Source organism: Streptomyces sp. NPDC030245, assembly GCF_055572995.1.
Window position 1 is genome coordinate 267,468 of the sequence record NZ_JBVICF010000009.1, and the last position, 26,810, is coordinate 294,277.

Annotated in this window: 24 protein-coding genes; 15 read left to right on the forward strand and 9 right to left on the reverse strand. The window is 73.1% G+C overall.

Going from position 1 to position 26,810, the window contains the following annotated elements:
- Positions 1-336: 336 nt before the first annotated feature.
- A complete protein-coding gene (locus tag ACZ4Z4_RS24675; RefSeq protein WP_468331098.1) occupies positions 337-1,380 on the forward strand; it encodes an O-antigen ligase family protein in 1,044 nt (347 codons plus the stop codon).
- Here ACZ4Z4_RS24675 and ACZ4Z4_RS24680 read toward each other — a convergent pair.
- Both ACZ4Z4_RS24680 and ACZ4Z4_RS24685 read right to left on the reverse strand, forming a co-directional pair.
- Positions 1,361-1,927, reverse strand: coding sequence for a hypothetical protein (locus ACZ4Z4_RS24680; protein WP_468331101.1), 567 nt, complete (start codon positions 1,925-1,927; stop codon positions 1,361-1,363). The two genes, ACZ4Z4_RS24675 and ACZ4Z4_RS24680, sit on opposite strands and share 20 nt — an antisense overlap.
- Positions 1,928-2,005: 78 nt before the next feature.
- Entirely contained in the window at positions 2,006-2,809 is an 804-nt protein-coding gene (locus ACZ4Z4_RS24685) for a glutamate racemase (protein WP_468331104.1), read from the reverse strand.
- A 58-nt stretch (positions 2,810-2,867) separates the two neighbouring features.
- On the opposite strand from ACZ4Z4_RS24685, the gene ACZ4Z4_RS24690 reads away from it, so the two are divergent.
- Complete coding sequence (locus ACZ4Z4_RS24690; RefSeq protein WP_468331107.1) at positions 2,868-4,058, forward strand: glycosyltransferase; 1,191 nt, start codon at positions 2,868-2,870, stop codon at positions 4,056-4,058.
- 4 nt (positions 4,059-4,062) lie between these two features.
- Here ACZ4Z4_RS24690 and ACZ4Z4_RS24695 read toward each other — a convergent pair whose 3' ends face one another.
- Positions 4,063-5,322: a TerD family protein gene (locus ACZ4Z4_RS24695; RefSeq protein WP_468331110.1), complete on the reverse strand. Its 1,260-nt coding sequence runs from the start codon at positions 5,320-5,322 to the stop codon at positions 4,063-4,065.
- 282 nt (positions 5,323-5,604) lie between these two features.
- On the opposite strand from ACZ4Z4_RS24695, the gene ACZ4Z4_RS24700 reads away from it, so the two are divergent.
- The 3 genes from ACZ4Z4_RS24700 to ACZ4Z4_RS24710 all read left to right on the forward strand — a co-directional run bounded on the left by ACZ4Z4_RS24700 (position 5,605) and on the right by ACZ4Z4_RS24710 (position 9,357).
- The gene (locus ACZ4Z4_RS24700) at positions 5,605-6,030 is read left to right on the forward strand and encodes a DUF6643 family protein (protein WP_468331113.1); all 426 of its coding nucleotides are present in this window, start codon (positions 5,605-5,607) and stop codon (positions 6,028-6,030) included.
- Between the two features lie 141 nt (positions 6,031-6,171).
- A complete protein-coding gene (locus tag ACZ4Z4_RS24705; protein ID WP_468331116.1) occupies positions 6,172-6,777 on the forward strand; it encodes an Rv1733c family protein in 606 nt (201 codons plus the stop codon).
- A gap of 156 nt (positions 6,778-6,933) precedes the next feature.
- Positions 6,934-9,357: a right-handed parallel beta-helix repeat-containing protein gene (locus tag ACZ4Z4_RS24710; RefSeq protein WP_468331119.1), complete on the forward strand. Its 2,424-nt coding sequence runs from the start codon at positions 6,934-6,936 to the stop codon at positions 9,355-9,357.
- Here ACZ4Z4_RS24710 and ACZ4Z4_RS24715 read toward each other — a convergent pair.
- Entirely contained in the window at positions 9,317-11,581 is a 2,265-nt protein-coding gene (locus tag ACZ4Z4_RS24715; RefSeq protein ID WP_468331503.1) for a hypothetical protein, read from the reverse strand. The two genes, ACZ4Z4_RS24710 and ACZ4Z4_RS24715, sit on opposite strands and share 41 nt — an antisense overlap.
- Positions 11,582-11,905: 324 nt before the next feature.
- On the opposite strand from ACZ4Z4_RS24715, the gene ACZ4Z4_RS24720 reads away from it, so the two are divergent.
- Positions 11,906-12,814, forward strand: a complete 909-nt coding sequence (locus ACZ4Z4_RS24720) for a DeoR/GlpR family DNA-binding transcription regulator (protein WP_468331122.1) — start codon at positions 11,906-11,908, stop codon at positions 12,812-12,814.
- Between the two features lie 61 nt (positions 12,815-12,875).
- A complete protein-coding gene (locus ACZ4Z4_RS24725) occupies positions 12,876-13,373 on the forward strand; it encodes an SRPBCC family protein (RefSeq protein ID WP_468331125.1) in 498 nt (165 codons plus the stop codon).
- Positions 13,374-13,398: 25 nt separating this feature from the next.
- On the opposite strand, the gene cds1 is transcribed toward ACZ4Z4_RS24725, so the two are convergent.
- On the reverse strand, positions 13,399-14,496 hold the full coding sequence (gene cds1, locus ACZ4Z4_RS24730) for an L-cysteine desulfhydrase Cds1 (RefSeq protein ID WP_468331506.1): 1,098 nt from the start codon (positions 14,494-14,496) through the stop codon (positions 13,399-13,401).
- A 328-nt stretch (positions 14,497-14,824) separates the two neighbouring features.
- Here cds1 and ACZ4Z4_RS24735 point away from each other — a divergent pair, with 328 nt between their 5' ends.
- Complete coding sequence (locus tag ACZ4Z4_RS24735) at positions 14,825-15,157, forward strand: hypothetical protein (protein ID WP_468331129.1); 333 nt, start codon at positions 14,825-14,827, stop codon at positions 15,155-15,157.
- Positions 15,158-15,350: 193 nt separating this feature from the next.
- The gene (locus tag ACZ4Z4_RS24740) at positions 15,351-15,824 is read left to right on the forward strand and encodes an ATP-binding protein (protein ID WP_468331132.1); all 474 of its coding nucleotides are present in this window, start codon (positions 15,351-15,353) and stop codon (positions 15,822-15,824) included.
- 38 nt (positions 15,825-15,862) lie between these two features.
- Here ACZ4Z4_RS24740 and ACZ4Z4_RS24745 read toward each other — a convergent pair whose 3' ends face one another.
- Genes ACZ4Z4_RS24745 through ACZ4Z4_RS24755 form a run of 3 tightly spaced genes read right to left on the reverse strand, consistent with a single transcriptional unit; the run spans position 15,863 to position 19,601 of the window.
- Positions 15,863-18,424 carry an ABC transporter permease gene (locus ACZ4Z4_RS24745; protein WP_468331509.1) on the reverse strand — a complete coding sequence of 854 codons (2,562 nt, stop codon included), beginning with the start codon at positions 18,422-18,424 and terminating at the stop codon, positions 15,863-15,865.
- A gap of 41 nt (positions 18,425-18,465) precedes the next feature.
- The gene (locus ACZ4Z4_RS24750; RefSeq protein WP_468331135.1) at positions 18,466-19,293 is read right to left on the reverse strand and encodes an ABC transporter ATP-binding protein; all 828 of its coding nucleotides are present in this window, start codon (positions 19,291-19,293) and stop codon (positions 18,466-18,468) included.
- Positions 19,290-19,601 carry an SHOCT domain-containing protein gene (locus tag ACZ4Z4_RS24755; RefSeq protein ID WP_468331138.1) on the reverse strand — a complete coding sequence of 104 codons (312 nt, stop codon included), beginning with the start codon at positions 19,599-19,601 and terminating at the stop codon, positions 19,290-19,292. Before ACZ4Z4_RS24755 ends, ACZ4Z4_RS24750 begins: the two co-directional genes overlap by 4 nt.
- Positions 19,602-19,788: 187 nt before the next feature.
- Here ACZ4Z4_RS24755 and ACZ4Z4_RS24760 point away from each other — a divergent pair, with 187 nt between their 5' ends.
- The 5 genes from ACZ4Z4_RS24760 to ACZ4Z4_RS24780 all read left to right on the forward strand — a co-directional run bounded on the left by ACZ4Z4_RS24760 (position 19,789) and on the right by ACZ4Z4_RS24780 (position 24,069).
- Positions 19,789-20,400, forward strand: coding sequence for a TetR/AcrR family transcriptional regulator (locus ACZ4Z4_RS24760; protein ID WP_468331141.1), 612 nt, complete (start codon positions 19,789-19,791; stop codon positions 20,398-20,400).
- A gap of 60 nt (positions 20,401-20,460) precedes the next feature.
- Positions 20,461-21,078 (forward strand): DUF4865 family protein, encoded by a 618-nt coding sequence (locus tag ACZ4Z4_RS24765; RefSeq protein ID WP_468331144.1) that lies wholly within the window; start codon positions 20,461-20,463, stop codon positions 21,076-21,078.
- Positions 21,075-22,016 carry a phosphotriesterase family protein gene (locus tag ACZ4Z4_RS24770; protein ID WP_468331147.1) on the forward strand — a complete coding sequence of 314 codons (942 nt, stop codon included), beginning with the start codon at positions 21,075-21,077 and terminating at the stop codon, positions 22,014-22,016. Before ACZ4Z4_RS24765 ends, ACZ4Z4_RS24770 begins: the two co-directional genes overlap by 4 nt.
- An 88-nt stretch (positions 22,017-22,104) precedes the next feature.
- Entirely contained in the window at positions 22,105-22,704 is a 600-nt protein-coding gene (locus ACZ4Z4_RS24775) for a TetR/AcrR family transcriptional regulator (protein WP_468331152.1), read from the forward strand.
- A 135-nt stretch (positions 22,705-22,839) separates the two neighbouring features.
- Positions 22,840-24,069, forward strand: coding sequence for an MFS transporter (locus tag ACZ4Z4_RS24780; RefSeq protein ID WP_468331155.1), 1,230 nt, complete (start codon positions 22,840-22,842; stop codon positions 24,067-24,069).
- A 15-nt stretch (positions 24,070-24,084) separates the two neighbouring features.
- On the opposite strand, the gene ACZ4Z4_RS24785 is transcribed toward ACZ4Z4_RS24780, so the two are convergent.
- The gene (locus ACZ4Z4_RS24785; protein WP_468331158.1) at positions 24,085-25,329 is read right to left on the reverse strand and encodes an ROK family protein; all 1,245 of its coding nucleotides are present in this window, start codon (positions 25,327-25,329) and stop codon (positions 24,085-24,087) included.
- A 173-nt stretch (positions 25,330-25,502) separates the two neighbouring features.
- On the opposite strand from ACZ4Z4_RS24785, the gene ACZ4Z4_RS24790 reads away from it, so the two are divergent.
- Positions 25,503-26,795, forward strand: coding sequence for an MFS transporter (locus ACZ4Z4_RS24790; RefSeq protein WP_468331161.1), 1,293 nt, complete (start codon positions 25,503-25,505; stop codon positions 26,793-26,795).
- The last annotated feature ends 15 nt before the right edge of the window (positions 26,796-26,810 follow it).

Consider the following 26,810-nt stretch of genomic DNA (forward strand, 5'->3'; position numbering starts at 1 on the left):
CGACAAGGCCTCGCGCGACACCCTCAGCCGTATCGTTCCCGCACGACCGGTCCCGTACCGCGACGGCAGCCGTCAGCGTGTGGCCGAGTCCTTTTGCCGCTGGCCGGTTCGCGTCACCTGGGCGCCGACAGCTCGGTCGGCCGGGGCGACAAGGCCTCGCGCGACACCCTCAGCCGTATCGTTCCCGCACGACCGGTCCCGTACCGCGGCGGCAGCCGTTAGCGTGTGGCCGAGTCCCCTGCCTCCGGCCCGTTCGCGTCACGGCGGACGCGGCCCGTGTCGGCGGGGGCCCGTCATACACCGGGGGGCGACGGGGTGGGGTCAACGGGGACAGCCATGCCGATCGGTCCGGCGGCGGCGCGGGAGCGCCCTGCCGCGTCCGACGCGACGGGCGGCGCGCTGCTCGGGGCGTGCGCCGCCTGGACGCTGATCACCGCGGGTGTGCACGGCGGAAGCCCGGAGGGCGTGCTCCTCGCGGTCCTCGCCGTGGCCGCGGGCTACGCGGGCGGGCGGATCTGCGGGGCGCTGCTGCCGGTCGCCGCGCCCTGCGCGGGCGCGCTCGCGGGGCTCGGCCTCGCCGTGGCGGCGCCGCGTCTCACGCTCGGTCCGTCCTCTCCCCTGGGCCACACCGGTGCCACGGCCGCCCTGCTGATCCTCTCGGCCGGTGCGGCGTGCTGTGCGGCGTGGGCGGCGCGGACTCCGGTGGCGCGCCTCGTGCTGCGGCTGCTCGCCGTGGGGATCGCCGGTGCCGCGGCGGCGCTCGGCTCACCGGCCGGCTGTGCGGGCTCCGTCGTGGTGCTGCTCTGTTCGCTGGCGGCGGCCCGGCTGCGCGGCAGGACGGTCGGCCTCGCCGGGCTCGCGGGCGCGGCGCTGCTGATCACCGGCGTATCGCTGGCGGTGGCCGACGACGCACTGCCGGGTGGTCTGACGGCGCCCGTCGAGAGCGGCCTCGGCCGGCACCGGGTGCTGCTGTGGCAGGACGCGCTGGTCCTCGCGGAGCGGGAGCCCGCCATGGGGGTGGGCCCCGGCCGGTTCGGCGAGGCCAGCCCGGTGGCCGCCGAGTATCTCCCGGCGGACGGGAAGCCGCATTCGGCGCCGCTGCAACAGGCGTCGGAGCAGGGTTTCGTCGGGGTGGGGCTGCTGGCGGCGGTGTTCTGCTGGCTCCTGTACGCGCTGTGGCGCTCGCCCGGCTCCACGCAGGTCGTGCTCTCGGCGGGCGCGGCCCTGACGGCGCTGACGGCCGTGGCGGCGGTGGGCAACGCGCTGAGCGTGACGACGGTGACGACCGGGGCGGGGCTCCTCGCGGGCATCGCGACGGCCAGGCCCCTGCACGAGGAGGTGCCGGAAGCCGGCCGTCCGGTCAGCCCGCTTTCCCCATGAGGCGCAGCCGGGCCCTGATGGCGCGCACCGCGGACTCCGCGTCGTCCACCGTCACCGTGAACTTGTGGCCGTCGCCCAGACTGAGCACCAGGCCCTCGCCGCGCCTGACCACGACGGCGGTGCCCTTCTCGGGCCGCCAGCGGTATCCCCAGCCGCCCCACTGCCGGGGCGTCACGGCGGGCGCGAACTCCGCGCCGACGACATGGGAGAGCGGGATGAGGCGGCGCGGCAGCCCCAGGTGACCGCAGCGCACCTCAAGGAAGTCCTTGTCGACCTTCACGGCCACATGGACGAAGGCGAGGGTCCCGAAGAGCATCAGAAGGCCGACCGCGATGCAGCCCACGACGGACATGACCAGGGGTGCGATGCCCGAGGTCCAGACGGAGCCGACCGCGAGCCCGATGCCGAGCGCCAGGCAGGCGGCGCCCGCACAGGCCAGCAGCCACTGGGCACGGTTGGTGGCGCGGCCGGTCCAGACCTCGTGCGGGTTGTCGGATGCGGCCCGCTCGTCGTGCTCGCCGTGCTCGTCAGGGGCTGGGTCCTTCATGCCATCGAGCCTACTCAGATTCCGCGGTGAAGCCACCGCGTAGCGGAACGTCACCGACCGCTCACGAGGGCGGCCCCGTCAGAGCGCCGGGCTGGTCTCCGCGAGCATGCGCCCCTCCGCGTAGGTGAGCGCTGTCCGCGGCAGCTGCTCCTCGCGGCCGCTGAGCAGGACGGTGAGGCCGGGGGCGGCCGCCGCGGGACCGGTGGCGGCGGGGTCGGTGCCGGGGCGGGCGCCGATCCTGCGCAGCGCCTGGGCGGCCACCGCACCGGCCGAACCGTGCAGGACCAGGGGCGGCAGACCCGGCTGCTGGACGGCGGCCCGAATACGCTCGGCGACCAGCTCGTAATGGGTGCAGCCCAGGACGACGGCCCTTACATCGCGCGGGGTGAGGGCCGCGGCGGCGGCGATCGTCTCGTCGATGGCCTGCTCGTCCGCGTACTGCACGGCGTCGGCCAGGCCGGGGCAGGGCACCTCGGTGACGTCGACGCCGCGCGCGAACTCCTCGATGAGGCCGCGCTGGTAGGGGCTGCCGGTGGTGGCGGGCGTGGCCCAGATGGCGACGGGTCCGCCCCCCGCGGCCGCGGGCTTGATCGCCGGCACGGTCCCGATCACCGGGATCGCGGGCTCCAGGCGGGCGCGCAGGGTGGGCAGCGCGTGCACGGACGCGGTGTTGCAGGCCACGATGAGGGCGTCCGGCCGGTGTGCGGCGGCGGCCTCGGCGACGGCGACGGCCCGCCCGGTGAGGTCCTCCGCGGTACGGGGTCCCCAGGGCATTCCGTCCGGGTCCGAGGAGAGCACGAGATCGGCGTCGGGTCGCAGGCGGCGCACCGCGGCCGCCGCGGCGAGCAGTCCGATGCCGGAGTCCATGAGCGCGATCTTCACCCGGTCACCATAGTCGATGGGCCCCACAGGCCCCTTCCCGTGGGGCAGACTTCGTCGGATGAGCGCCGTTGCGTGGATCGCCGCCGGATCGCTTGCCGCGTGGCTGTGGCTGCTGTTGGGGCAGGGCTTCTTCTGGCGTACGGACGTGCGTCTGCCACCGCGCCGGGACCCCGCGCGGTGGCCGTCGGTCTGTGTCGTCGTCCCCGCCCGCGACGAGGCCGCGGTGCTGCCGCGGAGCCTGCCCTCGCTCCTCGCGCAGGACTATCCGGGGCGGGCCGAGGTCTTCCTCGTCGACGACGGCAGTTCGGACGGCACGGGGGAGCTGGCCCGCGCGCTGGCCGAGCGGCACGGCGGCCTGCCGCTGACGGTCGACTCCCCCGGCGAGCCGCCCCCGGGCTGGACGGGCAAGCTCTGGGCGGTACGCCACGGCATCGGCCTGGCACGCGCGTGTGGCCCCGAGTACCTGCTGCTCACCGACGCGGACATCGCCCACGAACCGGACAGCCTGCGCCGGCTGGTGGCCGCGGCGGACCACGGGCGCTTCGACCTCGTCTCCCAGATGGCCAGACTGCGGGTGGAGAGCGGCTGGGAGCGCCTGGTGGTCCCGGCGTTCGTCTACTTCTTCGCGCAGCTCTACCCGTTCCGGTGGATCGCCCGGAAGGGCTCGCGGACGGCCGCCGCGGCGGGCGGCTGCGTCCTGTTGCGCACGGACGCAGCCGAGCGCGCCCGGATCCCCGACACCATCCGGCAGGCAGTGATCGACGACGTGGCGCTCGCGCGGGCGGTGAAGCGCGCCGGCGGTCACATCTGGCTGGGTCTCGCGACGCGCGTCGACAGCGTGCGCCCGTATCCGCGCCTCGGCGACCTGTGGCGGATGGTGTCGCGCAGCGCGTACGCGCAGCTGCGGCACAGCCCCCTGCTGCTCGTCGGGACGGTCGCGGGTCTCGCCGTGGTGTATCTCGTCCCGCCGGTGGCGCTGTTCGCGGGTCTCGCCGCGGGGAGCGCGGCGGCGGCCGCGGCCGGCGGTCTCGCCTGGCTGGTGATGACGGCGACGTATCTGCCGATGCTGCGCTACTACCGGCAGCCGCCGGCCCTCGCGCTCCTGCTGCCCGGCACCGCTTTCCTCTACCTCCTGATGACGGTGGATTCGGCGGTGCAGCACTACAGGGGACGTGGCGCCGCATGGAAGGGGCGTACGTACGCACGCCCGGACGCCACCGCTCCGGAGCCCTCGCCCGAGCAGTCCTGAGCGGCTACTTCCTGCCGGGCGTCCAGTTCATGCCCCACCCGTAGGTCTGGTCCATGGTGCGCTGCGGGCTCACGCCGCGCTCCGGCACGAGGTAGCGGGCCTCCCGCTGGACGACGAGGTCGCCGCCGTTGTTGGTGAGCAGGGCCAGCGCGCACACGTTGGAGGCGACCGTGCACTCGTCGAGCGAGAAGTCGATCGGTGCTCCGTGCTGCGGCTGGAGGGTGACCGTGGCGTTGAGGTCGGCGAAGCTGCGGGCGCCTTGGTAGATGGTCACGAAGATGACGATGCGCCGGAAGTCGTTGATGTGGTCGAGGTTGATGGTGAGGTTCTCGCCGGTGGCGACGGCGCCGGTGCGGTCGTCGCCGTCGAGCAGGATGTACGGGGGCTGGTGCAGCGCTCCGAAGGCGTTGCCGAGGGCCTGGACGACGCCCTTGCGACCGTCGGCGAGTTCGTAGAGGGCGCAGAGGTCGAGGTCGAGGTCGGCGTGCATGGCGACGGCCCTGCCCAGCTTGGCGCCCCACCCCTTGAACTGCTTGCGCACCTCCCAGTTGAGGTTCACGCGCATGCCGCCCGAGGTGCCGCCCTGCTTGGTCAGGGAGACGGACGGCGCGTCCTTCGTCAGGGTGACCTTGGTCAGGCGCACGGGTGGGGCGGCAGCCGGAGAAGGTGCGGGCGCGGGAGAGGGTGCCGGGGTCGGAGAGGCCACGGGAGCGGGAGGCGCGGGTGCCGCCTGCTGGGGCTCGTCCACCGAGATGCCGTAATCCGTCGCGAGGCCTTCGAGCCCGCTGCCGTACCCCTGGCCGACGGCGCGGAACTTCCACGCGCCCTGGCGCCGGTAGAGCTCGCCGAGGACGAAGGCGGTCTCCACGGTCGCGTCGGTGCTGTCGTAGCGGGCGAGTTCGGCACCGCCCGCCGCGTCCAGGACGCGGATGTACAGGCCGGGCACCTGGCCGAACGTGCCGCCGTCGGCGGACACGGCGAGCACCACCGTCTCGACGCCGGGCTCCACGCGCGCGAGGTCGACCGTCAGCACATCGACGACACCGGCACCGGACCGCTGCTTGCCCTCGTGCCGCACCGCTCCGGAGGAATGCTCCGGCTGGTTGTAAAAGACGAAGTCCGCGTCCGAGCGCACCTTTCCGGAAGGCGACAGCAGAAGCGCGGACGCGTCGGCGTCCGGCACTCCGGCTCCGGAACCCCACCCCAATTCGATCCGTACCGCGGGTGCCGGTACGGGAACATTCGATCCTTTAGGCATTGTCATGTCCGCCCCCATCGCAAGTCGCCGTCCGGCAGGGCCGCCGTTTCCGTTCACGGCCAACTTATTACCCGGGCCGCTGAGAGACCCACGACGGCGCCGCGCGGCCTTCCCGGCCGACCCCCGGTAACCCGCCAGGAGCTCGGCCTTTACACGATCCGTACGCCGCTCGGCGACCGATTTTCCCAAGTTCGCTCGCATTGGGGGGTCCACGACCACTAGCGACACGTAAAACAACCCTCTTATCGGTCTCCCCAACCAGCACATCAAGGGCTTAACTTATGGAGCATGACCTCCCCCCGCTCCACCTATGGCGGCGGTTACTACTCCGCGCCGTCCTTCCCGGACACCCCGATCTACGACTCCCTCGTCGCAGAGCGGGGCACCCCTCAGATCGCCCCGATCCGGGTCCCTTCCGCGTACGACACGGGTAACCACCTGCCCGCCCTGCCGGCCGCGCTGCCCGCGCTCCCGGCCGCCCCTTCCCATCCCCACCAGGGGTACGGCTACCCGCAGGCCCAGCAGCCCGCACCGCTGCAACAAGCCCCGGCGCCGTACATCCCGCAGCAGGCCGCGGCCCCGCGCGGCTACCCGGGCGCCCAGCCCCAGCGACCGGCGCCCGGTACGGGATACGAGGCGATGCGCCCGGCGGCGCCCCGCCCCGCTCCCGCGGCGTACGAGGATCCGTACAACCGCCCCTACCGCGGGTACTGACCCACGGCGCGGGGGCGCGCTCTGCGAGAAGCCGCCGTCGGGCCACGGGCCCGGCGGCGGCATCCGCATGCCCGCGCCCGGGTGGGGAACCCGCCGCCGGGGCATGCACGTTGAGACGGACGTGGAAGGGGGTGCGGGGCAGTGCGGGCAATCGTGGGCCTCTGGCGGTGGCGGCACAATCCGCTGTGCCGCGGCACCGATCTCGCCGAGGCCTGGCTGGCCCTGGTCGCACTGGTGGCGATCGTCGTCGCCGTCCCGGTCGTCGGCGTGTGCACCACGGATCTGGCGCGGGACGCCCTCCTCGCCTCGGCGCGCCAACAGCGCGCGGAGCGGCACGCCGTCACCGGCACCGTCCTGCGCAAGGTCGAGTCGCCCCCGGTCGACCCCGATCCCGAGACCTCTTCGGCGCGCGACGCGCACAGCCGTGTCCTGGCGCGCTGGCGGGCGCCGGACCACACCGACCGGCAAGGCGTCGTCCTGTCCGCCCTCAAGACCCCGAGCCCCGGTGACCGTTTCTGGCTGTGGACCGACGAGCAGGGCCGGGTCGTCGGCCGCCCGCTGGACGGCGCGACCGCGACGACGCACGCGGTGCTCGCCGGATTCGGCGCCGCCACGGCGAGCGTCGGGATCGTCGAGGGCGCCCGCAGGCTGATCCTCTGGCGCATCGTGCGGGGGCGGCACGCGCGGCTGGACCGGGCGTGGGAGAAGGCCGGCCCGGACTGGGGCCGCACCGGCGCCGGTTCCTGACCGTCGGCCCCGGCCATCGGGTCAACTCCGCCTGCCCGCGCGCGCTACGGTGGACCGGCCGAACTCCTCGGCCCCTTGCGCACTGCCACGACACGCAGTGACACGGCACAGCCCGCAAGGTCCGGCGCACGAACAAGGTGGGGGCAGAGCAACTCCATGGCACAGGGCACGGTCCAGGTGACGCACACCGGCACGTCGCGGTGGCGGCGCCGCACCGGCGAGTACGCATCGCTCGCCGCTGCCTTGGAGGCCGCGAGCGACGGGGACGTACTGACCGTCGCCGCGGGCACCTACCGCGAGAACCTCGTCGTCCAGCGCGCGGTGACGCTGCGCGGCCCCGAGAGCTCCGCAGGCTCGGTGCGCATCGCGCCGTCCGACGGGGTGCCGCTGACCGTCCGCTCCTCCGCGGTCGTGCAGGACCTGCTCATCGAGGGTCAGGACTCGTCCGCGCCCGCGCTGCTCGTCGAGGACGGCGCACCGGAGCTCGTCGGGATCCGGGTGGTGACGCGGTCGGCGGCCGGCCTCGAAGTGCGCGGCGGGGCGCGGCCGACGGTGCGCCGCTGCACCGTCGACAACCCGGGCGGCATCGGCATCGCGGTGCTGGACGGCGGGGGCGGTGTCTTCGAGGAGTGCGAGATCGTCGCGGCGGGCCAGTCCGGTGTGGCGGTGCGCGGCGGCGCCCATCCCCGCCTGGAGCGCTGCCGGGTGCACCACGCCTCGGGCGCGGGCCTCTCGGTGACCGGGGAGCACACGGGTCTGGAGGCCATCGGCTGCGAGGTGTACGAGGTCAAGGGTTCGGGGGTGCAGGTCACCGCGCGGGCCGCGGCGCACCTGACCGACTGCGACGTGCACCGCACCACCTCCGACGGCGTCACGCTCGACACGGACGCCGTGCTCACCCTCGCCGACTGCCGCATCCACGACATCCCGGAGAACGCGATCGACCTGCGGTCGCGCTCCGTCCTCACCCTCACCCGCTCCACGGTGAGCCGGTTCGGCCGCAACGGACTCTCGGTCTGGGACCCCGGCACGCGCGTGGACGCCAACCAGTGCGAGATCCACGACAGTACGGGCGACTATCCGGCGGTCTGGGTCAGTGACGGCGCGACCGCCGTCCTGGAGTCCTGCCGGGTGCACGACGTGCCGGACGCGCTGTTCGTCCTGGACCGCGGCTCGCGCACCGACGTCGTCGACAGCGACCTCTCGCAGGTGCGCAACACCGCCGTGTCGGTGAGCGACGGCGCGACCGCGCAGCTGGACGACTGCCGGATCCGCGAGGCCGCCACGGGCGCCTGGTTCCGCGACCACGGCAGCGGCGGCACCCTCGCCAACTGCACCATCGACTCCGTGCAGACGGGTGTGATCGTCACCAAGGGCGCGGACCCCACCATCGAGCGCTGCACGGTCACTTCGCCCGCCGAGGCCGGTTTCTACGTCTCCGCGGGCGGCCGCGGCACCTTCCATGGCTGCCGGGTCGGCGGCAGCGACGGCTACGGCTTCCACGTCATAGACGGCTGCCGTACGACGCTGAAGAAGTGCCGCACGGAGCGGTGCGCCCGCGGCGGCTTCGAGTTCTCCGAGGAGGGGCCGCTCGTCGAGGAGTGCGCGAGCGACGAGAGCGGCGGCCTGCGCACCCCCGCGCCGGCGGCGCAGCCGGCGCCCGCCGTGCAGACGGCCACGCAGACCGTCGGGCTGCTCGGCTCCCTGCCCGCACAGCAGACCCCGCTACAGACCCCGCAGCCCGCCGCGCCGGCGCCCGGGAAGGCCGCCCGCGCCGCCAAGGAGGTCCTCGGCGAACTGGACGCGCTGGTCGGCCTGGAGAGCGTCAAGCGCGAGGTGCGCGCCCTCACCGACATGATCGAGGTGGGCCGCCGCAGGCAGCTGGCCGGGCTCAAGGCCGCGTCGGTCCGCCGCCATCTGGTCTTCACCGGTTCCCCCGGCACGGGCAAGACGACCGTCGCCCGGCTCTACGGCGAGATCCTCGCCTCGCTCGGCGTCCTGGAGAGCGGCCACCTCGTCGAGGTGTCGCGGGTCGACCTGGTCGGCGAGCACATCGGCTCGACGGCGATCCGCACCCAGGAGGCCTTCGACCGCGCGCGCGGCGGCGTGCTCTTCATCGACGAGGCGTACGCCCTGTCGCCGGAGGACTCCGGGCGTGACTTCGGCCGCGAGGCCATCGACACGCTGGTGAAGCTGATGGAGGACCACCGTGAGGCCGTGGTGGTGATCGTCGCGGGTTACACCGCGGAGATGCAGCGGTTCCTGTCCGTCAACCCCGGTGTGGCGTCCCGCTTCTCACGGACCATCACCTTCAGCGACTACGCCCCCGAGGAGCTGCTGCGGATCGTGGAGCAGCAGGCCGACGAGCATGAGTACCGCCTCGGCACCGGTGCGTCCGAGGCGCTCCTGAAGTACTTCACGGCGCTCCCCAAGGGTCCCGCGTTCGGCAACGGCCGTACCGCGCGGCAGACCTTCGAGGCGATGGTGGAGCGGCACGCGGGGCGGGTCGCCCAGCTCGACGAGCCGAGCACGGACGATCTCACCCTGCTGTATCCGGAGGATCTGCCGGAGCTGGTGTGACCTCCTCGGCGGTCGCGGGCCTCGGGGGCGGCACACAGGGCGTGAGGCGGGCCAACAGCCGCGTCCGTTCCTCGGCGAACGCGGGGTCGGCCTGGTAGTCGCTGTGGCCGAGGATCGGTGCGGGCAGCGGGTGCTCCTCCGTACGGCCGTAGGCGAGGGGGTCCTTGAGGGCGGCGCGGTCGACCTGCGGGCCGCAGTCGCCGTGCAGCTGGATGGGGCCGCCGATGGGGTCGGTGGTGCGGTACAGGTTGCGCCAGCAGTCGACCTCGCGGTGCAGGGAGGACAGGGCCGCGGGGCCGAAGTGGGCGGGGAACCAGCGGCCGTACAGGCGCTCCAGGGGTGAGCCGTAGGTGAGCAGGGCGACGCGCCTGCGGACCGAGGGGCGCAGCTGCCAGGCGGCGGCCGCCGCGAGGACGCTGCCCTGGGAGTGGCCGGAGAGGACGAGGCGGCCTCCCGTGGCGGCGGTGGCGCGCGTCCAACTGGCCATCCGCCAGGTCAGGTCGGGCACCGCGCGCTCGGCGTAGCAGGGCGGCGCGAAGGGGTGGGCCGCGCGCGGCCAGAACGTGCCGACGTCCCAGAGGATGCCGATGGTGCGGCGGGCCGAGGGGTCCTTGTAGGCGCGGCGGCCCCAGGTGATGAAGAGTATGAAGCCGAAGCCGATGAGCCAGGAGCCGAGGGCCTGGGAGGTCTCCGCGGCGCCCTCCAGGATGTTCGGAGCGCCCTGCGCGGCCTTCGCCGGCACCTGGTCCGTCACCCAGGCACCGGTGAGCGCGGCGGTGCCGAGCAGCAGCGTCACGGCGGAGACGATGCCGACGAGGAGGGGCGCGCGGTCGGTGAGGGCGGCACGCGCGCGGGTGCCCGCGATGCGGCGGGTGCGGGTGAGGTCGGTGCGCTCGTCGGGGTAGTCCCGCGCCAGCTGCGCCATCTCGTGGCGCTTGCGCTGCACGGTGCGTACGCCGAACCAGGCGCACAGCACCGCCACGACCACCAGGAGCGGTGGGATCACGGACGCCTGCCAGGTGAGCACCACGGCCGGTCCCGCGATCGAGCCCCGGGTGCCGTCGAGCCAGTCGGACACGCGCTGCGCGCCGCCGCCGGTCATGACGCCGCCGAGGGCGCAGGACAGCATGGCGACGGCGGGTCCGCCGAAGCCGCGGATGGCGGTGCGGGAGTCGGGAGAGGTGCGGTATAGGAGGTGGGCGACCACCGCGAGGCACAGGACCAGGAGGCCCTGGACGAGCGCGATGCCACCGAAGGTGGCGTCGCCCGGCAGCCTGCCCGCGGAGCGCCACTCGGGGCGGGACCAGCCCGCGTACAGCAGGACGAGCACGAGGAGGACGAGCGAGCTCAGGGGCAGCCAGCGCACGAGGGTCCGGTCGAGCTTCCGGTCGAGGCGGTTCTCGGTGCGCCCCCTGCGGCACACGACCCAGACGACGACTCCCCCGCTCAGGACGAGGGTCGCGTCGAGCGCCCAGCCGAGGGCGTCGAGCAGGGCGGGGCCGCCGGGGCGCCGGTCGTGCCGCGCGGCGGCCGTGCCGACCGCGGCGGCGACGGTGAGCAGTCCGGCGGCGGTGTGGGCGGCGCGCAGCCGGGCCACCAGGCGCCGTCCGTACCAGAATCCGGGCCTGCCGAGCGCGGTGCGGCTGGTCTCCTCCTCCGGGTCGGGCTGCTGGGGCAGCGGCTGCTGGGATTCGTACGCGCTCCAGGTGCGGTGGGACAGGTACCAGAGCAGGCCGGTGAGCGCGGCGGGCAGCAGCGCGGCGACGGCGAGCCGGCGGCCGGGCTGGGACCACCAGCCGCCGTGTCCCGCGGCGTCGGTGGCGAGGAAGCCGAGCCAGGAGCGGTCGTCGGCGCACTCGGGGGTGCCCGCGCACTGCCATGCCGTGAGGTCGAGCGCGAGCTCGCAGGCGGCGGCGACGAGCAGCACGGTGAGGGTGAGGCCGATGAGGCGCACCAGAAGGCCGTAGGTACGCACGAGTCGCTTGCGGTGGCGTGAGGTGGGGCGCATCCAGTGGGCGAGGTTGACGACCATGAAGGGCAGCAGCAGGAGCCACAGGGCCCGGGAGCCGTTGCCCGAGGTGAGGTTGCACCAGACGTACGCCTCGGGCACCGGTTTGCCCCGGTAGTCGTCGGGGCGCCGCTCGGCGTCGGCGTCCGCGGTGCGGCGGAACATGGCCGCCGTGTCGTCGCCGGTGATCCGCACGGTGCGCGGGTCGTCGAGCATTCGCTCCGGTGTGGTTCCCCCGACTCCATGGACCAGGAGTTCCAGGGCGGTCTCGTCCTGCGTGGCTCGCTCCACTGTTCCGCTTCCCCCGAGATGCGCGTGGTGAGAGCACAAGGATCTCGGCTCGCGGCCCGCCGCGCACCCCTCGTCACGCAATCTCCCCCTTCCTGGTGAGCTTCCCGGCTGTTACCGGCCGTCGCGGGCGGTTTCCGGTCGTGTGCGGGCCCGCGGGCGATGGCACGGCTGTCGGTCGCGCGTGCGAGGATGAGGCCGTGCGCCGGGTGGGCGCGACGGACGTGACGAGGCAGAAGGGCCGTACCGGGCGTGAGCGACAACCAGAACCTCCTCGCCGAGCAGCGCCGCGCCCTGATCCTCGACGAGGTGCGCCGTCGCGGCGGCGTCCGTGTCAATGAACTCACCCGCAAGCTCGGGGTGTCCGACATGACGGTCCGCCGCGACCTCGACGCGCTGGCCCGCCAGGGCGTGCTCGAGAAGGTCCACGGCGGCGCGGTCCCGGTGGTCGAGGCGAGCACGCACGAGCCGGGGTTCGAGGCCAAGTCGGGCCTGGAGCCGACCGCCAAGGAGGACATCGCGCGGGCCGCGGCGTCCCTGGTGGCGCCCGGCACGGCGATCGCCCTGTCCGGGGGTACGACGACGTTCGCGCTGGCCCACCACCTCCTGGACGTCCCGGATCTGACGGTGGTGACGAACTCGGTGCGGGTGGCGGACGTCTTCCACTCCGCGCAGCGCACCTCCGGGCAGCGGCAGGGCGCGGCGACGGTCGTGCTGACGGGTGGCGTGCGGACCCCTTCGGACTCGCTGGTCGGTCCGGTGGCGGACCAGGCGATCGGGGCGCTCCACTTCGATGTGCTCTTCCTCGGTGTGCACGGCATATCCCTGGAGGCCGGTCTGTCGACGCCGAATCTCGCGGAGGCGGAGACGAACCGGCGCCTGGTGCGGTCGGCGCGGCGCGTGGTGGTGGTCGCGGACCACACCAAGTGGGGGACGGTGGGCCTGAGTTCGTTCGCGACGCTCTCGCAGGTCGACACGTTGGTGACCGATGCGGGGCTGCCCGCGCAGGCGCGCTCGGAGATCTCCGAGCACCTGAACCGGCTGGTGATCACGGGCGAGCGGGCGACGGACGCCGACGCGGGAGACGCCGGAGACGGCGGAGACAGCGGAGACGGCGTCGTGGCGGACCTGGACGACTCCGGGGCCGGCGCAGACATCTGACGACCCGCCAGCTAGGGTGACGGTGCTCGGTCAACCGTCCGTCTGCTGGGGGCAGATTCACATGGCACGCCGACTGAGCCCCGTGGGGCTCGACTTCGTGGACTCCGCTCCGGTGCGTCTGGTCTTCTCGCGTGAGGTCAGCGCGCCTCCCGAGGCGGTCTACCGCGCCCTGGCCGAGGACGTGACGGGCTGGCCCCAGTGGTTCTCCGCGGTCACCCTGTGCCGGCCGACCGGCGGCGGCACCGGCCGCGAGGTCCGCCTCATGGGCGGCACGCGCTTCCAGGAGTCGATCCTCGCCGCCGACGGACCGGAGCGGTACACCTACCGCGTCGACGAGACGAACGCGCCGGGCCTGCGCGCCCTGGTCGAGGAGTGGCGCCTCTCCCCGGCCCGGAGCGAAGTGGCCGGAGCCACCGGCACCCGGGTGCGGTGGACCTTCGCCATGGACGGCACCGCACCCCTGCGCGGCGCCATGAAGCTCGCCCGGCCGGGCCTCGGGCGATCGTTCCGCGACGCCGTCACGGCGCTGGACCGACGGCTCACCGCGGCCGGGGCATAGGCTCCGACTCGGTCGGCGAAGGCCGCTACTCCGGCCACGCCCCCGTGGCCAGCAGCGTGTCGATCGCGAGCGTGTACGGCGCGATGTCCAGGCCCTGTTCGGCCAGCCACGCATCCGAGTAGTACTTGTCCAGATAGCGGTCGCCGGGGTCGCAGATCAAGGTCACGACGCTGCCCGTGCTCCCCGCGGCCACCATCTCCGCGACAATCTTCAAGGCGCTCCACAGGCCCGTGCCGGTCGAGCCGCCCGCCTTGCGGCCGATGGCCCGTTCCAGGGCGCGCACCGCGGCGACGGACGCCGCGTCCGGCACCTTCATCATGCGGTCGATCGCGCCGGGCACGAAGCTCGGCTCCATGCGGGGCCTGCCGATCCCCTCGATGCGGGAGCCGCAGTCGCTCGTGGCGTCCGGGTCGCTCTTCGTCCAGCCGTCGAAGAAACAGGAGTTCTCCGGGTCGGCGACGCAGATGCGGGTGTCGTGCTGCATGTAGTGGACGTAGCGCGCGATGGTGGCCGAGGTGCCGCCGGTGCCCGCCGTGGCGACGATCCACGCGGGCTCCGGGTAGCGCTCCAGCCTGAGCTGCTGGTAGATCGATTCGGCGATGTTGTTGTTGCCCCGCCAGTCGGTGGCCCGCTCCGCGTAGGTGAACTGGTCCATGTAGTGCCCGCCCGTCTCGACGGCGAGGGCCGCGGACTCCGCGTACATCGTGCGCGGGTCGTCCACGAAGTGGCACCGGCCGCCGTGGAACTCGATGAGACGGATCTTCTCGGCGCTTGTCGTGCGCGGCATCACCGCGATGAAGGGCACCCCGATCAGCTTCGCGAAGTACGCCTCGGAGACGGCCGTGGACCCGCTGGACGCCTCGATGACCGGGCGGTCCGGCCGGATCCAGCCGTTGCACAGGCCGTACAGGAACAGCGAGCGGGCGAGGCGGTGCTTGAGGCTGCCCGTCGGGTGCGTCGACTCGTCCTTGAGGTACAGGTCGATGCCCCACTGCTCGGGCAGCGGGAAGCGCAGCAGGTGCGTGTCGGCCGACCGGTTCGCGTCCGCCTGGACCTTGCGGACGGCTTCTTTGAGCCAGGAACGGTACGTTTCGTCGCTGTGGTCGACGTCGAGTGTTGGCATCGGCCCGTCGGCTCGAAACTGCTGTGGGGTGCTCACGGCGGGGCTCCTTCGCGTCGTGCCGGACGCGATTCGACGCGGCCGTACACCTCGATCTTAAACACCCGCCACACGCTCCTCACCTGCATAAACACACCTTTGAGCACCTCAAAGGCACAGCTGGCGCAGCCTCGGGGGGAGCGCGCGGAGCGCCACCGCGGGCCGCTCCGAAGTGCCTGTTCGACACCCCCATGCGCACTGGTGCTCGACGCCGGGTGCGTGCAGACTTCACCGCACGGGACGCCTGTCCCGGCCGGAGCGGTCACCGAAACGCACAAGGGGGCGGAGAGCCATGGCGGAGCCGGAGTTCACGGCTACGGGTGTGCGGATCGGGCGGCGGTTGCGCTCCCTCACGCGTGCCGGTCAGGTCCGTATCGCCGACGGCAGGCTGGAGTTGCTGACCAGTTACGGCACGGAGATCGACAGCGCGCCGTTGCAGGCGGTGCGTACGGGAAAGCCGTGGTTCGCCCCGGAGGACCGGGCTCTCGCCGAAGTGAACGGCACCCGCTATCTGCTCACCCTGAACGACCACGAACCACGTCCGGGTGAGGCCGGGCCGCCGACGGTGCGCGGGTTCATCGAGGCGGTGCGCAGCGCCACGGAACACCAGCGGCCACGGAGCTGAGCGGACCCGCCGCACCGTGCGCGAGTTGCACGCCCCCACCCCCTGGGTCACTCTGGTCTCACATCACTCTGGGTTTACCGGCGATGACGCTGCGAACCAGCCCCGCCGGCCACACAGCAGGCGGCAGACCACGCGGCCCCTGCTGGATCCGATCGTCGTCTTCTTCCGGACCTCAATTCGGGGAGTCGCAGCCGTGATCAGCCAGCCAAGCAGGCATTGCACGGTAGAGCTCCAAGCCCTGCCGTCGCGGATCCGCCAGGTCCGCAGAATCGTATCTGCGCAGTTGCGCTACTGGCATCTGGATCCCTTGATCGACCAGGCCGCCCTCGGTGTGACGGAGTTGCTCACCAACGTCCACCTCCATGCCGAGCCGGACAAACTGTGCACCGTGGAGATCGAGCTGCTGCTCGACCGGCTCACGGTCTCCGTCCACGACCACGATCCCCGGCTTCCCCAGGTCCATGACGTGGAGTCGCTCGCCACCTGTGGCAGAGGGCTCGCGATGGTCGCCGCGGTGAGCGAGAGCTGGGGCGTGCGCCCGCAGGGCGACGCGGGGAAGGTCGTGTGGTTCACGCTTCCGGCCCCCTCCCCCGCGGTGACCGTGTCGTCGTATCCCGTGTACGGGGTGGTCGAGAAGGCTCCCGCCCGGTCGGCCGTTGTCGGCTGACCGGGCGGTGATCTTCCGCTCGACGTGCGGCGGGTGCGTCACTCGGTGGCGACGGCCCTCAGCACGTCGAGCCGTGCCGCCCGCCGAGCCGGGCGCAGGCCCGCCAAGGCGCCCGCGGCCAGGCCCACCAGGGCGACCACCGCGAGCCGCACCGGCGGCACGGCGAAGGCGAAGGCGGTCTCGGTCGCGCCGTCGGCCGCCTCGACGAGCACCCAGCCGAGGAAGCCGCCCAGCGCGATCCCCCCGGCCGTGCCGAAGGCCGCGACGAGCACCGACTCCCAGCGGACCATGGCCCGCAGCTGGGCCCTGGTCTGGCCGACCGCGCGCAGCAGACCCAGCTCGCGGGTGCGCTCGTGGATCGCGAGGGTCAGCGTGTTGGCGATGCCGAGCAGCGCGATGAGCACCGCCAGGGCGAGCAGCGCGTAGACGAGGGTGAGCATCATGTCGATGCCGCCCGCGGAGGCGGCCGCGTACTCGGAGCGGGTCCGCACGTCCGGATCGCCGTGGTCCCGCACCGTCTTCGCGATGGCGGCCTTGCCTTCGGCGGGGCTCACACCGTCCTTGAAGGTGACGGATACGACGCTGTCGGCGTCCTGCACGCGGTGCGGCGCCCAGGCCTCGCGGGTGATGACGTAGTCACCGGCGAGCTCGGACAGGCCGTAGACCGCGCGAACGGTGAAGGTCTCCTTCTCGCCGTCGGCGAAGGCCAGTTGGACCCGGGAGCCGACCTTCAGGTCCCGCTTCTCCGCCTCGGGCCGGGTGATCGCGATGCCGTCGTCGCCGAGCGCCCGCAGCGAGCCCTCGACCTTCCCGAGGTCGTAGGAGGCCGCGAAGGGCTCCGGGTCTGTGACGGTGAGCGCGCGGCCCTCCCCGTCGACCTCCGCGGCTCCCCTGCCGAGGCCCACGGCGGTCTCGACCTCCGGGCGCTCGGCGAGCGCGGGGGCCAGCTTCGGGCTGAGGCCGCTGCCGCCCCCGCCGAAGCCGGGTGCGCTGACCGCGACGTCTCCGGCGAAGGAGCGGTTCACGGTCTGGTCCATCGTGGCCTTCAGCGAGGCGCCGAAGACCGTGAAGAGACAGACGACGGCGACGCCGATCATGAGCGCGCTCGCGGTGGCCGCGGTCCGTTTCGGGCTGCGCAGGGCGTTGCGCCTGGCCAGGCCGCCGGTGACGCCGCGCAGCCGGTCCAGGGGCCCGCCGAGGACGCGTACCGCTCGCGAGGAGGCGACCGGGCCGAGCACCACGAAGGAGACGAGGGCCAGCGCCGCCCCGGCCCCGGCGAGCCAGAGCGAGGGGCTGACCAGGACGCCGGTCAGGGTGAGCCCCACGGCGGCCAGTGCGAGGCCCGCGCCCACGACGGCGCGGCGGCGTGAGGCGTCGGAGTGGTCGACGGCGGTCTCGCGCAGCGCGGCGAGCGGGGCGGTGCGCCCGGCCCGTACGGCGGGCAGGACCGCGGAACCCAGGCAGACCACGACGCCGACCGCGAGCGGCAGCAGCATGGAGAGCGCGCTGATCACCAACTCCCCCTCGGGGAAGGGGAATCCGATGGCGGGGAACAGCGCCTGCAATCCGGCCGCGATCCCGATGCCGCCCACGAGGCCCGCGGCCGACGCGGCCGCGGCGACGGCGCCCGCCTCGACGAGGGTGGCGGCGGTGACCTGGCGGCGCGAGGCGCCGAGCGCGCGCAGGAGGGCGTTCTCGCGGGTGCGCTGGGCGACGACGATGGCGAAGGTGTTGTGGATGCTGAAGGTGGCGACCAGCAGCGCCACGCCGGAGAAGACCAGCAGGAAGCCGGTGAAGAGGTCGAGGAACTGGCCCGAGATGTCGTCGGTGTTCTCCGCGGCCGACGCCTCACCGGTGATGGCCTCAACTCCGCGCGGGAGTACGGGAGTCAGCGCGTCGACGAGGTCCTGTTCGCTCACGCCGGGGCCGGCCCGCACCCGGATGGTGGAGGCCTCGCCGGGCTTCGGCATGAGGTACTTCTCGGCGTCGGCCCGCGTCATGCCGGTGAACGTGGTCTGCGCCATGCCGTCCTCGCCGCCGAAGGTCGCGAGGCCCACGATCCTCACCTCGACCGGGTCGGGGGTGCGCAGCGTCGTCGTGTCGCCGATCTTCAGGTCCCCCGTCTCGGCGGCGCCGCGGTTGACGACGACCTCGCCGGATTTCGCGGGGGTCCGGCCTTCGGCGAGCCGGTACGCGTTCAGCTCCTCGTCGTCGATCCAGTTGCCCGCGAGGGTGGGCGGGCCCTGGCCGCCGATGGGCTCGCCGTCCTTGCCGAGGAGCTGGCCCGCGCCCTCGATGGCGGGCTCGGCGGCGGCCACCTGCCCCGTTTTTTTGAGCTTCTCGACGAGGTCGGTCCTGACGGGCTCGCGGGTGCCCTGGCTGTCGTCGGGTGTGGTGATGGCGGCGGCGCTGCGGACGACGGCGTCGGTGCCGCTGGCGGCGTTGCCGAACATCGTGTCGAAGCCGGCGCGCAGGGTGTCGCCCATGACGAGTGTGCCCGCCAGGAAGGCGACGCCGAGCATGACGGCGAGGAACGTACCGGCGAAGCGGCGTTTGTGGCCGCGCAGCGAAGCCATGCTGATGCGCGCGGACGCGGCCAGGGACCTCCGACGACGGTGGGTGCTCGGGGAGTTGGGGGAGCTCATGTCGCCGGGCCTTTCGTGCGGGTGCCCGGAGCGGGGCTCGTGGGCGGCTTCGTGTCGAACGCCTTCAGGCGGTCAAGGACCTTGTCGGCGGTCGGCCCCGCCATCCGGTCCACGAGCCGCCCGTCGGCGAGGAAGACGACCTCGTCGGCGTGGGCGGCGGCCACCGGGTCGTGGGTGACCATGACGACGGTGCGGCCCATCCGGCGCACCGCGTCGCCGAGCAGGTTCAGCACCTCTTCGCCGGAGCGCGAGTCGAGGTTGCCGGTCGGCTCGTCGGCGAAGACGACGTCGGGACGCCCGGCGAACGCCCGCGCCACGGCGACGCGTTGCTGCTGCCCGCCGGAGAGTTCGGCGGGCCGGTGGTGCAGCCGGTCGCGCAGCCCGACGACGTCGACGAGTGCATCCGTCCACTCGCGGTCGCCGTCGACGCCCGCGAGGTCCATGGGCAGGGTGATGTTCTCGGCGACGGTCAGCGTCGGGACCAGGTTGAAGGCCTGAAAGACGAAGCCGACGCGGTCCCGGCGCAGCAGCGTCAGGCGCCGGTCGTCCAGCTTCCCGAGCTCCGTGCCGCCGATGAAGGCGGCGCCCGAGGTGAGCGTGTCCAGGCCTGCCGCGCAGTGCATCAGGGTGGACTTGCCCGAGCCGGACGGGCCCATGATCGCGGTGAACCGCCCGGCGGGGAAGGCGACGCTCACCCCGTCCAGGGCGCGCACGGCGGTGTCTCCGCTGCCGTAGACCTTCACGGCGTCGACGACCCGGGCGGCGCCGGTATCGGTGCCGGTGTCGGCAACGGCTTTGGCATTCCTGCCCGTTGCGGTGCTCATGCCGCACCGCCCTTGGACGTACGGCCGAACTCCTCGTTGAGGACGGTCAGCCTGCGCCAGTACTCGTCCTCGTCGATCTCGCCCGCGGCGAAGCGGCGGCCGAGCACGGCGATGGGCGAGTTCGCGTCGATGGGCGAGTTCGCGTCGATGCCGCCGGGAGCGTCCGAAGCCCGGAGCGGCCCGCGCCGGCCGCGCCACACGGTGCGGCGGAGCAGGGTGACGGCGCCGACGACGACGGCCGCCCAGATCAGCGGGAGAAAGAGGATCCACGGGCCGGGCCCGCCGTCCCAGTGCGCCAAGGTCTGCATGGGAAATCATCTCCTACGAAGTGGATTCGCTGTGTTGCCTGACGCCTCCAAACTCGCCCCCGGACTGCCCTGACGTCGTCGTACGGCCAGCGGCACCACGCGTACCACCCGGGGAGTACACGTGGCGTGCGCGCCTGCTCCCGTCCACCGATGGATCCCTGTACCTACTAGTATGTACAGTGAGCGCATGAGCACTCCGGAGCGTCTGATCGAGTCCACCCGCGAGCTGCTGTGGGAGCGGGGGTACGTGGGGACGAGCCCCAAGGCCATCCAGCAGCGCGCGGGCGCCGGGCAGGGCAGCATGTACCACCATTTCGCGGGGAAGTCCGACCTCGCGCTGGCCGCGATCCGGCGCACCGCCGAGGAGATGCGGGCCGCCGCCGAGGCCGTCCTGGGCGGCGGCGACAAGTCGGCGTACACGTCGGCGTACACGCGCATCGAGGCCTATCTGCTGCGCGAGCGCGACGTGTTGAAGGGCTGCCCGGTCGGCCGCCTCACCATGGACCCGGACGTCATCGCGAGCGACGAGCTGCGCGCTCCCGTCACCGAGACGCTCGACTGGCTGCGCGAGCGGCTCGCCGGAATCGTCAAAGAGGGGCGTACCCAGGGCGAGTTCACGGCAGCGCTCGACCCGCGGGAGACCGCGTCGGCGATCGTTGCGACAGTGCAGGGCGGCTATGTCCTGGCCCGCTCGTCGGGTTCGCCCGCCGCCTTCGACGCGGCGGTACGCGGTCTGCTCGCGCTGCTCGCGGCCTCCCGCACACCCACTGCGGTGCAGGCCGACGCCTCCGCAGGCTGAGCCTGCACCAACTGCGCCTGCCCCGCTCAACTGCGCTTGCCGATAAGGGAGTACGCCACCATGCACGCGATGCAGTACGAGATCACCTTGCCCGCCGACTACGACATGGACGTCATCCGTCACCGCGTCGCGTCGAAGGGGCACCTCCTCGACACGTTCCCCGGACTCGGGTTCAAGGCATACCTGATGCGGGAGCGCGGCAAGGACGGCTCGCCCGTGAACCAGTACGCGCCGTTCTACCTCTGGAACACCGCCGAGGGCATGAACTCCTTCCTCTGGGGGCCCGGTTTCCAAGGGCTCGTCGACGATTTCGGGCGCCCGGTGGTGCAGAACTGGACGGTCCTCGCGTACGAGGAGACCGACGCACCCGGAACCGCCGCACCCTCCGGAGCCGTGCCACCCCGCACCGCACCGAGGTTCGCCGTCCGCCGCCACCAGCGGATACCCGCACCGTCCCGGCTGCCGGAACTGGCGGACGAACTCGCCGCCGAGGCACGGCGGACGGTACGACAGGACGGCGCGTCGAGCGCGCTGGCCGCCGTCGACCCCCGCACTTGGGAGGCCGTGCACTTCTCGCTCTGGGAGCACGGGGCGCCGGACGGCCTCGGCGACGTCTTCCAAGTGCTGCACCTCTCGACGCCCGAGCAGGAGAAGCTGCCGCACGGGCGGCAGTGGTGAACGACAAGCAGACGGCTCGCAGGGCTCCTGTCGTCCGTACGGTCCTCGGCGACATCGACCCTGCCGACCTCGGCGTCTGCGACGCCCATGACCACCTCTTCCTGTGCAGCCCCCAACTGCCGGGCCAGGAGCTCGCATCGGTCGACGCCGCGGCCGCCGAGCTGACGGCGTTCCGCGCGGCGGGTGGACACAGCGTCGTGCAGTGGACACCCCACGGAATGGGGCGGCACGCCGGACGGCTGCCCGAGCTGTCCAGGGCGACGGGCGCGCACCTCGTCGCCGCGACGGGGCTGCACCAAGCGGCGCACTACACCCCCGAGTTCCTCGACCGGCTCCGCGACGCGGGCGGGCTCGCCGACCTCTTCGTCCGTGAACTGACCGAGGGCATCGGGGAGTCCGGGGTGCGAGCCGGGCTGATCAAGGTGGCGAGCGGTTTCCACGGTCTCGACGGCCACGCGCGCCGCGCGATGGCGGCGGCGGCCGAGGCACATCACGCGACGGGCGCGCCGATCGCCGTCCATCTGGAGCTGGGCACCGGCGCACTGGACGTACTCGACCTGCTCTGCGGCGAGTCGGCCGTGCCGCCGCACCGGGTGATCCTCGGCCACCTCAACCGCGCCCCCGACCTCACCGGCCACCTTCAGGCCGCCGAGTCGGGCGCCTATCTGGCCTTCGACGGCCCGTCCCGCTCCCATCACGCCACGGACTGGCGCATGCCGGACGCCGTGCGCTCCCTCGCGGACGCGGGTTTCGGGGACCGGCTCCTCCTGGGCGGTGACACGACGACCGCGGCGGCACGATCGGTCGACGGAGGCCCCGGCATGCCGTATCTGCTGCGCAGGCTGCGGCCCCGGCTGGCGCTCGCGGTGGGTGACCAGTTGGTGGAGCGGATCCTGGCGGTGAATCCGGGGCGCGCTTTCGGGGTGGAGTGGAGGTAGAGCCTCGGAGTGCAGGTGGGGGGGCACGCCACCTCACCTTCCGGCCGAGGTATTGCACTGGTCGTTCCAAAACCGGTACGGTACGACCATGGCCCGACCGAGGAGTTTCGACGAGGAGCGGGCCCTGGACGCGGCGATGCGCGCCTTCTGGGTGAACGGCTACGAGGGCACCTCGACCCAGGACCTGTGCGAAGCCACCGGCCTGGGCCGCAGCAGCATCTACAACACGTTCACCAGCAAGCACGACCTGTTCCGGCGAGCCCTGACCCGGTACATGGACATGATGAACACCTCGCAGATGGAGATCCTGGAGGACGTGGAGCGGTCGGCCCCGGAGCGCCTCCGCGCACTGTTCGCCCGGATCATCGACGGAGAGTTCGAGCGCCGCGAGAACGGCCACAGCATCGGCTGCCTCACCGTCAACACCACGGTCGAACTCGCCGGGCGCGACCCCGAGGCCGCCGACATGCTGGAGCGCGACCTCGCGGCGCGGCTCGCCTCGCTGCGCGCCACGATCCGGGCCGGCCAGCAGGCAGGCGACATCACATCCCGACGGGACGCCGACACACTCGCCCGTTACGTGAACGCGGTCATCGGCGGCATGCGGGTCTCCGCACAGGGCGGCGCCGACCGTGCGGCCCTGGAGGCCGTCGCCGAAACCGCGCTGGACGCCTTGGCGGTCCGGTAGCGACACCGGCCCACCCCTCCTCAGCACCTGAGCCCCGCACACCTGGCCACGGCTTGCCGCGTGCCTCGCCGCACCCCCTCACGCCTTCATTCTGTACTGAAGTATCCAAAACTTGCCCGACAGGAGCACTCCACCATGCCCCGCGCCGTATACGTCCTGGCCCTCGGCATCTTCGCCATGGTGACCAGTGAATTCGTGGTCGCAGGACTGATGCCGCAGATGGCCGACGGACTGGACGCCACGGTTCCCGAGATCGGCTACCTCATCACCGCCTTCGCCGCCGCGATGGCCCTCGGCGGGCCCTTCCTCACCGTCGCCGTGCTGAGAATGCGTCAGAAGAACGCCCTGATGCTGCTGTTCGGGATTTTCCTGGCAGGCAACGTGCTCGCGGCCGTCGCACCCGACTACCGCACCATGCTGGTCGCCCGCATACTCACCGGCATCGCCTCCCAGGCGTTCTTCGGCGTCTCGATCTCGCTCGCCTCCAGCCTCACCCGGCCCGAAGTGCGCGGCCGTGCCGTCGCGGTGGCCCTCAACGGACTGATGCTGGGCACGCTGCTCGGGCTGCCGTTCGCCACCGTCGTCGGTGAACACCTGGGCTGGCGCGCCGCGTTCTGGGCGATCACCGTCCTGACCGTGTTCGCCGCCGCGGCCACACTCATCGGGGTGCCGAGCGGCGCCGACGGCGAGGGCGGCGAGGAGAGCGGCAGCCTCCGGCAGGAGCTGACCGCCTTCCGCAACCCCCGGCTGTGGCTCACCCTCACCACCAGCACCTTCGTGATCGGCGCGACGTTCTCCGCCTTCAGTTACCTCAACCCGATCCTCACCGAGCTCACGGGATTCGCCACCGGCACCGTGCCGCTGCTCCTCATCGCGTACGGCGCCGCCACCGTCATCGGCAACACCGTCGTCGGCCGGCTCGCCGACCGCCGCACCGTCCCCGTGCTCGTCGTCGGCCTCACACTGAACCTGACCTCCCTCGTCGGGTTCGCGCTCTTCGCCCGGCTGAGCGTCCCCGCCGTCGTGTTCATGCTGGGCATCGGCCTGGTCGGCGTCACGATGAATCCCGCCCTGGTGACCCGCGTCCAGCGCGCCGGCAACGCCCGGTCGCTGGTCAACACCGTCCACTCGTCCTTCATCACGCTCGGCATCATCATCGCCACCTCCGTCGGCGGCCCGGCCATCGATGCGTTCGGGCTGCGGGCGCCGCTGTGGATCGGCGCCGGCCTCGCCGCACTCGGTCTGCTCTCCCTGGTACCGGATCTGCTGCGCGGCCGGGCCCCGGCCGTGGGGCGGACCGAGTCCGCCGACACCGCGCGCGTAACCGAGGACGGCACTCCCCGGCCCGTCTCCGAGCCCGTCTGACCGTCCAGCCGTCCTTCAGCTTTCCAGCTGTCCCAGGGCTCCCAGGGGGTCGTCGAGCACCGGCTGCCAGGCCAGTTCGGCGGCCCCCACCAGGCTGTTGTGGTCCAGCGTGCAGGCGAGGATCGGGACACCGCCACTGCGCCCCCACAGGCTTCGGTCGGCGACGACGGCGCGCAGCCGCTCCGGGTCGGCCTCCAGGAGAGCGCGGTGCAGCCCGCCCAGGATGATCCGGTCGGGGTTGAGGATGTTGACCAGACCGGCGAGCCCGAGGCCGAGCCGGTCGATCAGCGCCTCGGCGGCGGTGCGCACGGACGGGTCGCCGTACGCGTTCCGGAGCAGGTCGCGGGCCTGCACGAGCAGCCCCTCCGGCCCCGGCTCACGGCCCGCCTCCGTCAGGAAGGCGAGAGGGTCCGTCTCGATGTCAAGGCAGCCCCGGCCGCCGCAGTGGCAGGGGCGCCCCTGCGAGTTCACGGTGAGGTGCCCCACCTCCAGGGCGAGGCCCGAACTCCCGGTGTGCAGGCGCCCGTCGAGGACGAGGGCCCCGCCGACGCCTCGGTGCCCTGTCGCCACGCAGAGCAGGTCCCGGGCGCCGCGGCCCGCGCCGTGGCGGTGCTCGGCGAGCGCGGCGAGGTTCACGTCGTTGCCCGCGAAGGCCGGTCCCGCGATGCCCGCGTCCCGTACCCGGTCCGCGAAGATCTCGCTGACCCGCGCGCCCGCGGGCCACGCCACATGCAGCGGGTTGAGGGCGGTGCCCTCCGGCTGCGCCACCGCGGACGGCACGGCGAGGCCCGCGCCCACGCACCGCCTGCCGGTCTCGCGCAGCAGCCGTGCGCCCGCGTCGACGACCGATCCGAGCACCTGCGCGGGGTCGGCGTCGACGGTCTCGCAGCCCGGCGCGGTCGCCACGATGCTCCCGCCGAGCCCGACGAGCGCGGCACGGAAACCGTCGGAGTGCACCTGCGCCGCGAGCACCACGGGCCCCTCGTCGGCGACGGCGAGCCGGTGCGAAGGGCGGCCCTGCGAGCCCGCGGCCGCACTGGGCTTCGCGTCGATCCGGATCAGCCCGAGCGCCTCCAGCTCGGCGGCGACGGCGCCCGCCGTGGCACGGGTGACGCCCAGCTCGGCGGTGAGCACGGCACGGGTGGGCGCACGCCCGGTGTGGACCAGTTCGAGCGCGGGGCCCAGCGCGCCGCGCCCTCGCTCCAGGCGGGTACGCGTGGTCACTTCCCCCTCGGCACGGGGGTCAGCCTTGCCGTTCATGAGGGCGAGTCTCCCATGATCCGTACACGGCCTCGCCGTTCAGCCGTCATCTGCCGGTTCCTCCCCCGCACCGTCGCGTGCGACGTGCCTCCTGTCCCGTACGCCGCCGCACAAGCCGTACGCCGCCGCACAAGTGCCTTGTCCACGGCCCGCGCGCACCCTACCCTGACTTTGTGCCGCTACTAAACAAACTCGGGACCGCAGCGCCGCGGCCCTCCCCCGCCCCCGCTCCCCACCTCCGCCGCCTGCGCATCGCCCTGACCGTCTTCTTCGCCCTCGACGGCTTCGTCTTCGCCGGCTGGGTCGTCCGCATCCCCGCCATCAAGGACCAGACGGGGGCCTCGGCCGGCGAGCTGGGGCTCGCGCTGCTCGCGGTCTCCGCCGGGGCCGTGGTCACCATGACGCTCACCGGGCGGCTCTGCCGGCGCTTCGGCAGCATTCCGATGACGGTGGCGTGCGGAGTCGCGATGCCGTTGAGCGTCGCGCTGCCGCCACTGACGGGCTCGGTCCTCGTCCTCGGTCTCGTCCTGCTGTTCTTCGGGGCCGCGTACGGCGGCATCAGCGTGGCGATGAACAGCGCCGCCGTGGATCTCGTACGCGCGCTCCGGCGGCCCGTGATGCCCAGCTTCCACGCGGCGTTCAGCCTGGGGGGCATGCTCGGCGCGGGCCTCGGCGGACTGGTCGCCGGGCACCTCTCTCCCACCCCGCACCTGCTGGGGATCACCGTCGTCGGCCTCGCGATCACCGCCGTGACGGCGCCCGCGCTGCTCCGGCACGGGGCGGCGGCCGGGCTGGGCGGCGCCGCCGCGACGACCGAGGGCGCCCTCACCGACATCGCCGACAGCACTTCCCCCGTGCGCGGCGGTTCGTCCCGCATGGACCGCCGCACCCGCGGGCTCGTCATGGTCTTCGGACTCATCGCGCTGTGCACCGCGTACGGCGAGGGCGCCATCGCGGACTGGGGCCCGCTGCACCTGGAGGAGGACCTGCACGCGCACCCGGGCGTCGCCGCCGCGGCCTACTCGTGCTTCGCCTTCGCCATGACCATCGGCCGGCTCTCCGGCACCGCGCTCCTGGAGCGGCTCGGCAGGACCCGCACGGTGGTCGGGGGCGGCGCCACGGCCTGCGCCGGCATGCTGCTCGGCGCGCTCGCCCCGTCGGCGGGCCTCGCCCTCGCGGGGTTCGCCGTCACCGGGCTCGGGCTCGCCAACATCTTCCCGGTGGCGGTCGAACGCGCGGGCGCGCTCGCCGGTCCCGGCGGGGTCGCCGCCGCGTCGACGCTCGGCTACGGCGGCATGCTGGTCGGACCGCCGCTGATCGGGTTCATGGCGGACTGGTACTCACTGCCCACCGCCCTGACGAGCGTCGCGCTGCTCGCCGCCGTCGCCTCGCTCATCGGCCTCGCGACACGGCGTACGGAGGTTACGGGGACCACGGGGGCCGCGGAGCGTACCGAATCGGTCTGACATCACCCGGAGGTT

Bases quoted from the DNA above. Each gene is read 5' to 3' on its own strand.
- ACZ4Z4_RS24675 (WP_468331098.1), top strand. From the start codon at position 337: ATGCCGATCGGTCCGGCGGCGGCGCGGGAGCGCCCTGCCGCGTCCGAC.
- ACZ4Z4_RS24680 (WP_468331101.1), bottom strand. From the start codon at position 1,927: ATGAAGGACCCAGCCCCTGACGAGCACGGCGAGCACGACGAGCGGGCC.
- ACZ4Z4_RS24690 (WP_468331107.1), top strand. From the start codon at position 2,868: ATGAGCGCCGTTGCGTGGATCGCCGCCGGATCGCTTGCCGCGTGGCTG.
- ACZ4Z4_RS24695 (WP_468331110.1), bottom strand. From the start codon at position 5,322: ATGACAATGCCTAAAGGATCGAATGTTCCCGTACCGGCACCCGCGGTA.
- ACZ4Z4_RS24700 (WP_468331113.1), top strand. From the start codon at position 5,605: ATGACCTCCCCCCGCTCCACCTATGGCGGCGGTTACTACTCCGCGCCG.
- ACZ4Z4_RS24710 (WP_468331119.1), top strand. From the start codon at position 6,934: ATGGCACAGGGCACGGTCCAGGTGACGCACACCGGCACGTCGCGGTGG.
- ACZ4Z4_RS24715 (WP_468331503.1), bottom strand. From the start codon at position 11,581: ATGCTCGACGACCCGCGCACCGTGCGGATCACCGGCGACGACACGGCG.
- ACZ4Z4_RS24725 (WP_468331125.1), top strand. From the start codon at position 12,876: ATGGCACGCCGACTGAGCCCCGTGGGGCTCGACTTCGTGGACTCCGCT.
- cds1 (WP_468331506.1), bottom strand. From the start codon at position 14,496: ATGCCAACACTCGACGTCGACCACAGCGACGAAACGTACCGTTCCTGG.
- ACZ4Z4_RS24735 (WP_468331129.1), top strand. From the start codon at position 14,825: ATGGCGGAGCCGGAGTTCACGGCTACGGGTGTGCGGATCGGGCGGCGG.
- ACZ4Z4_RS24750 (WP_468331135.1), bottom strand. From the start codon at position 19,293: ATGAGCACCGCAACGGGCAGGAATGCCAAAGCCGTTGCCGACACCGGC.
- ACZ4Z4_RS24755 (WP_468331138.1), bottom strand. From the start codon at position 19,601: ATGCAGACCTTGGCGCACTGGGACGGCGGGCCCGGCCCGTGGATCCTC.
- ACZ4Z4_RS24760 (WP_468331141.1), top strand. From the start codon at position 19,789: ATGAGCACTCCGGAGCGTCTGATCGAGTCCACCCGCGAGCTGCTGTGG.
- ACZ4Z4_RS24765 (WP_468331144.1), top strand. From the start codon at position 20,461: ATGCACGCGATGCAGTACGAGATCACCTTGCCCGCCGACTACGACATG.
- ACZ4Z4_RS24775 (WP_468331152.1), top strand. From the start codon at position 22,105: ATGGCCCGACCGAGGAGTTTCGACGAGGAGCGGGCCCTGGACGCGGCG.
- ACZ4Z4_RS24780 (WP_468331155.1), top strand. From the start codon at position 22,840: ATGCCCCGCGCCGTATACGTCCTGGCCCTCGGCATCTTCGCCATGGTG.
- ACZ4Z4_RS24785 (WP_468331158.1), bottom strand. From the start codon at position 25,329: ATGAACGGCAAGGCTGACCCCCGTGCCGAGGGGGAAGTGACCACGCGT.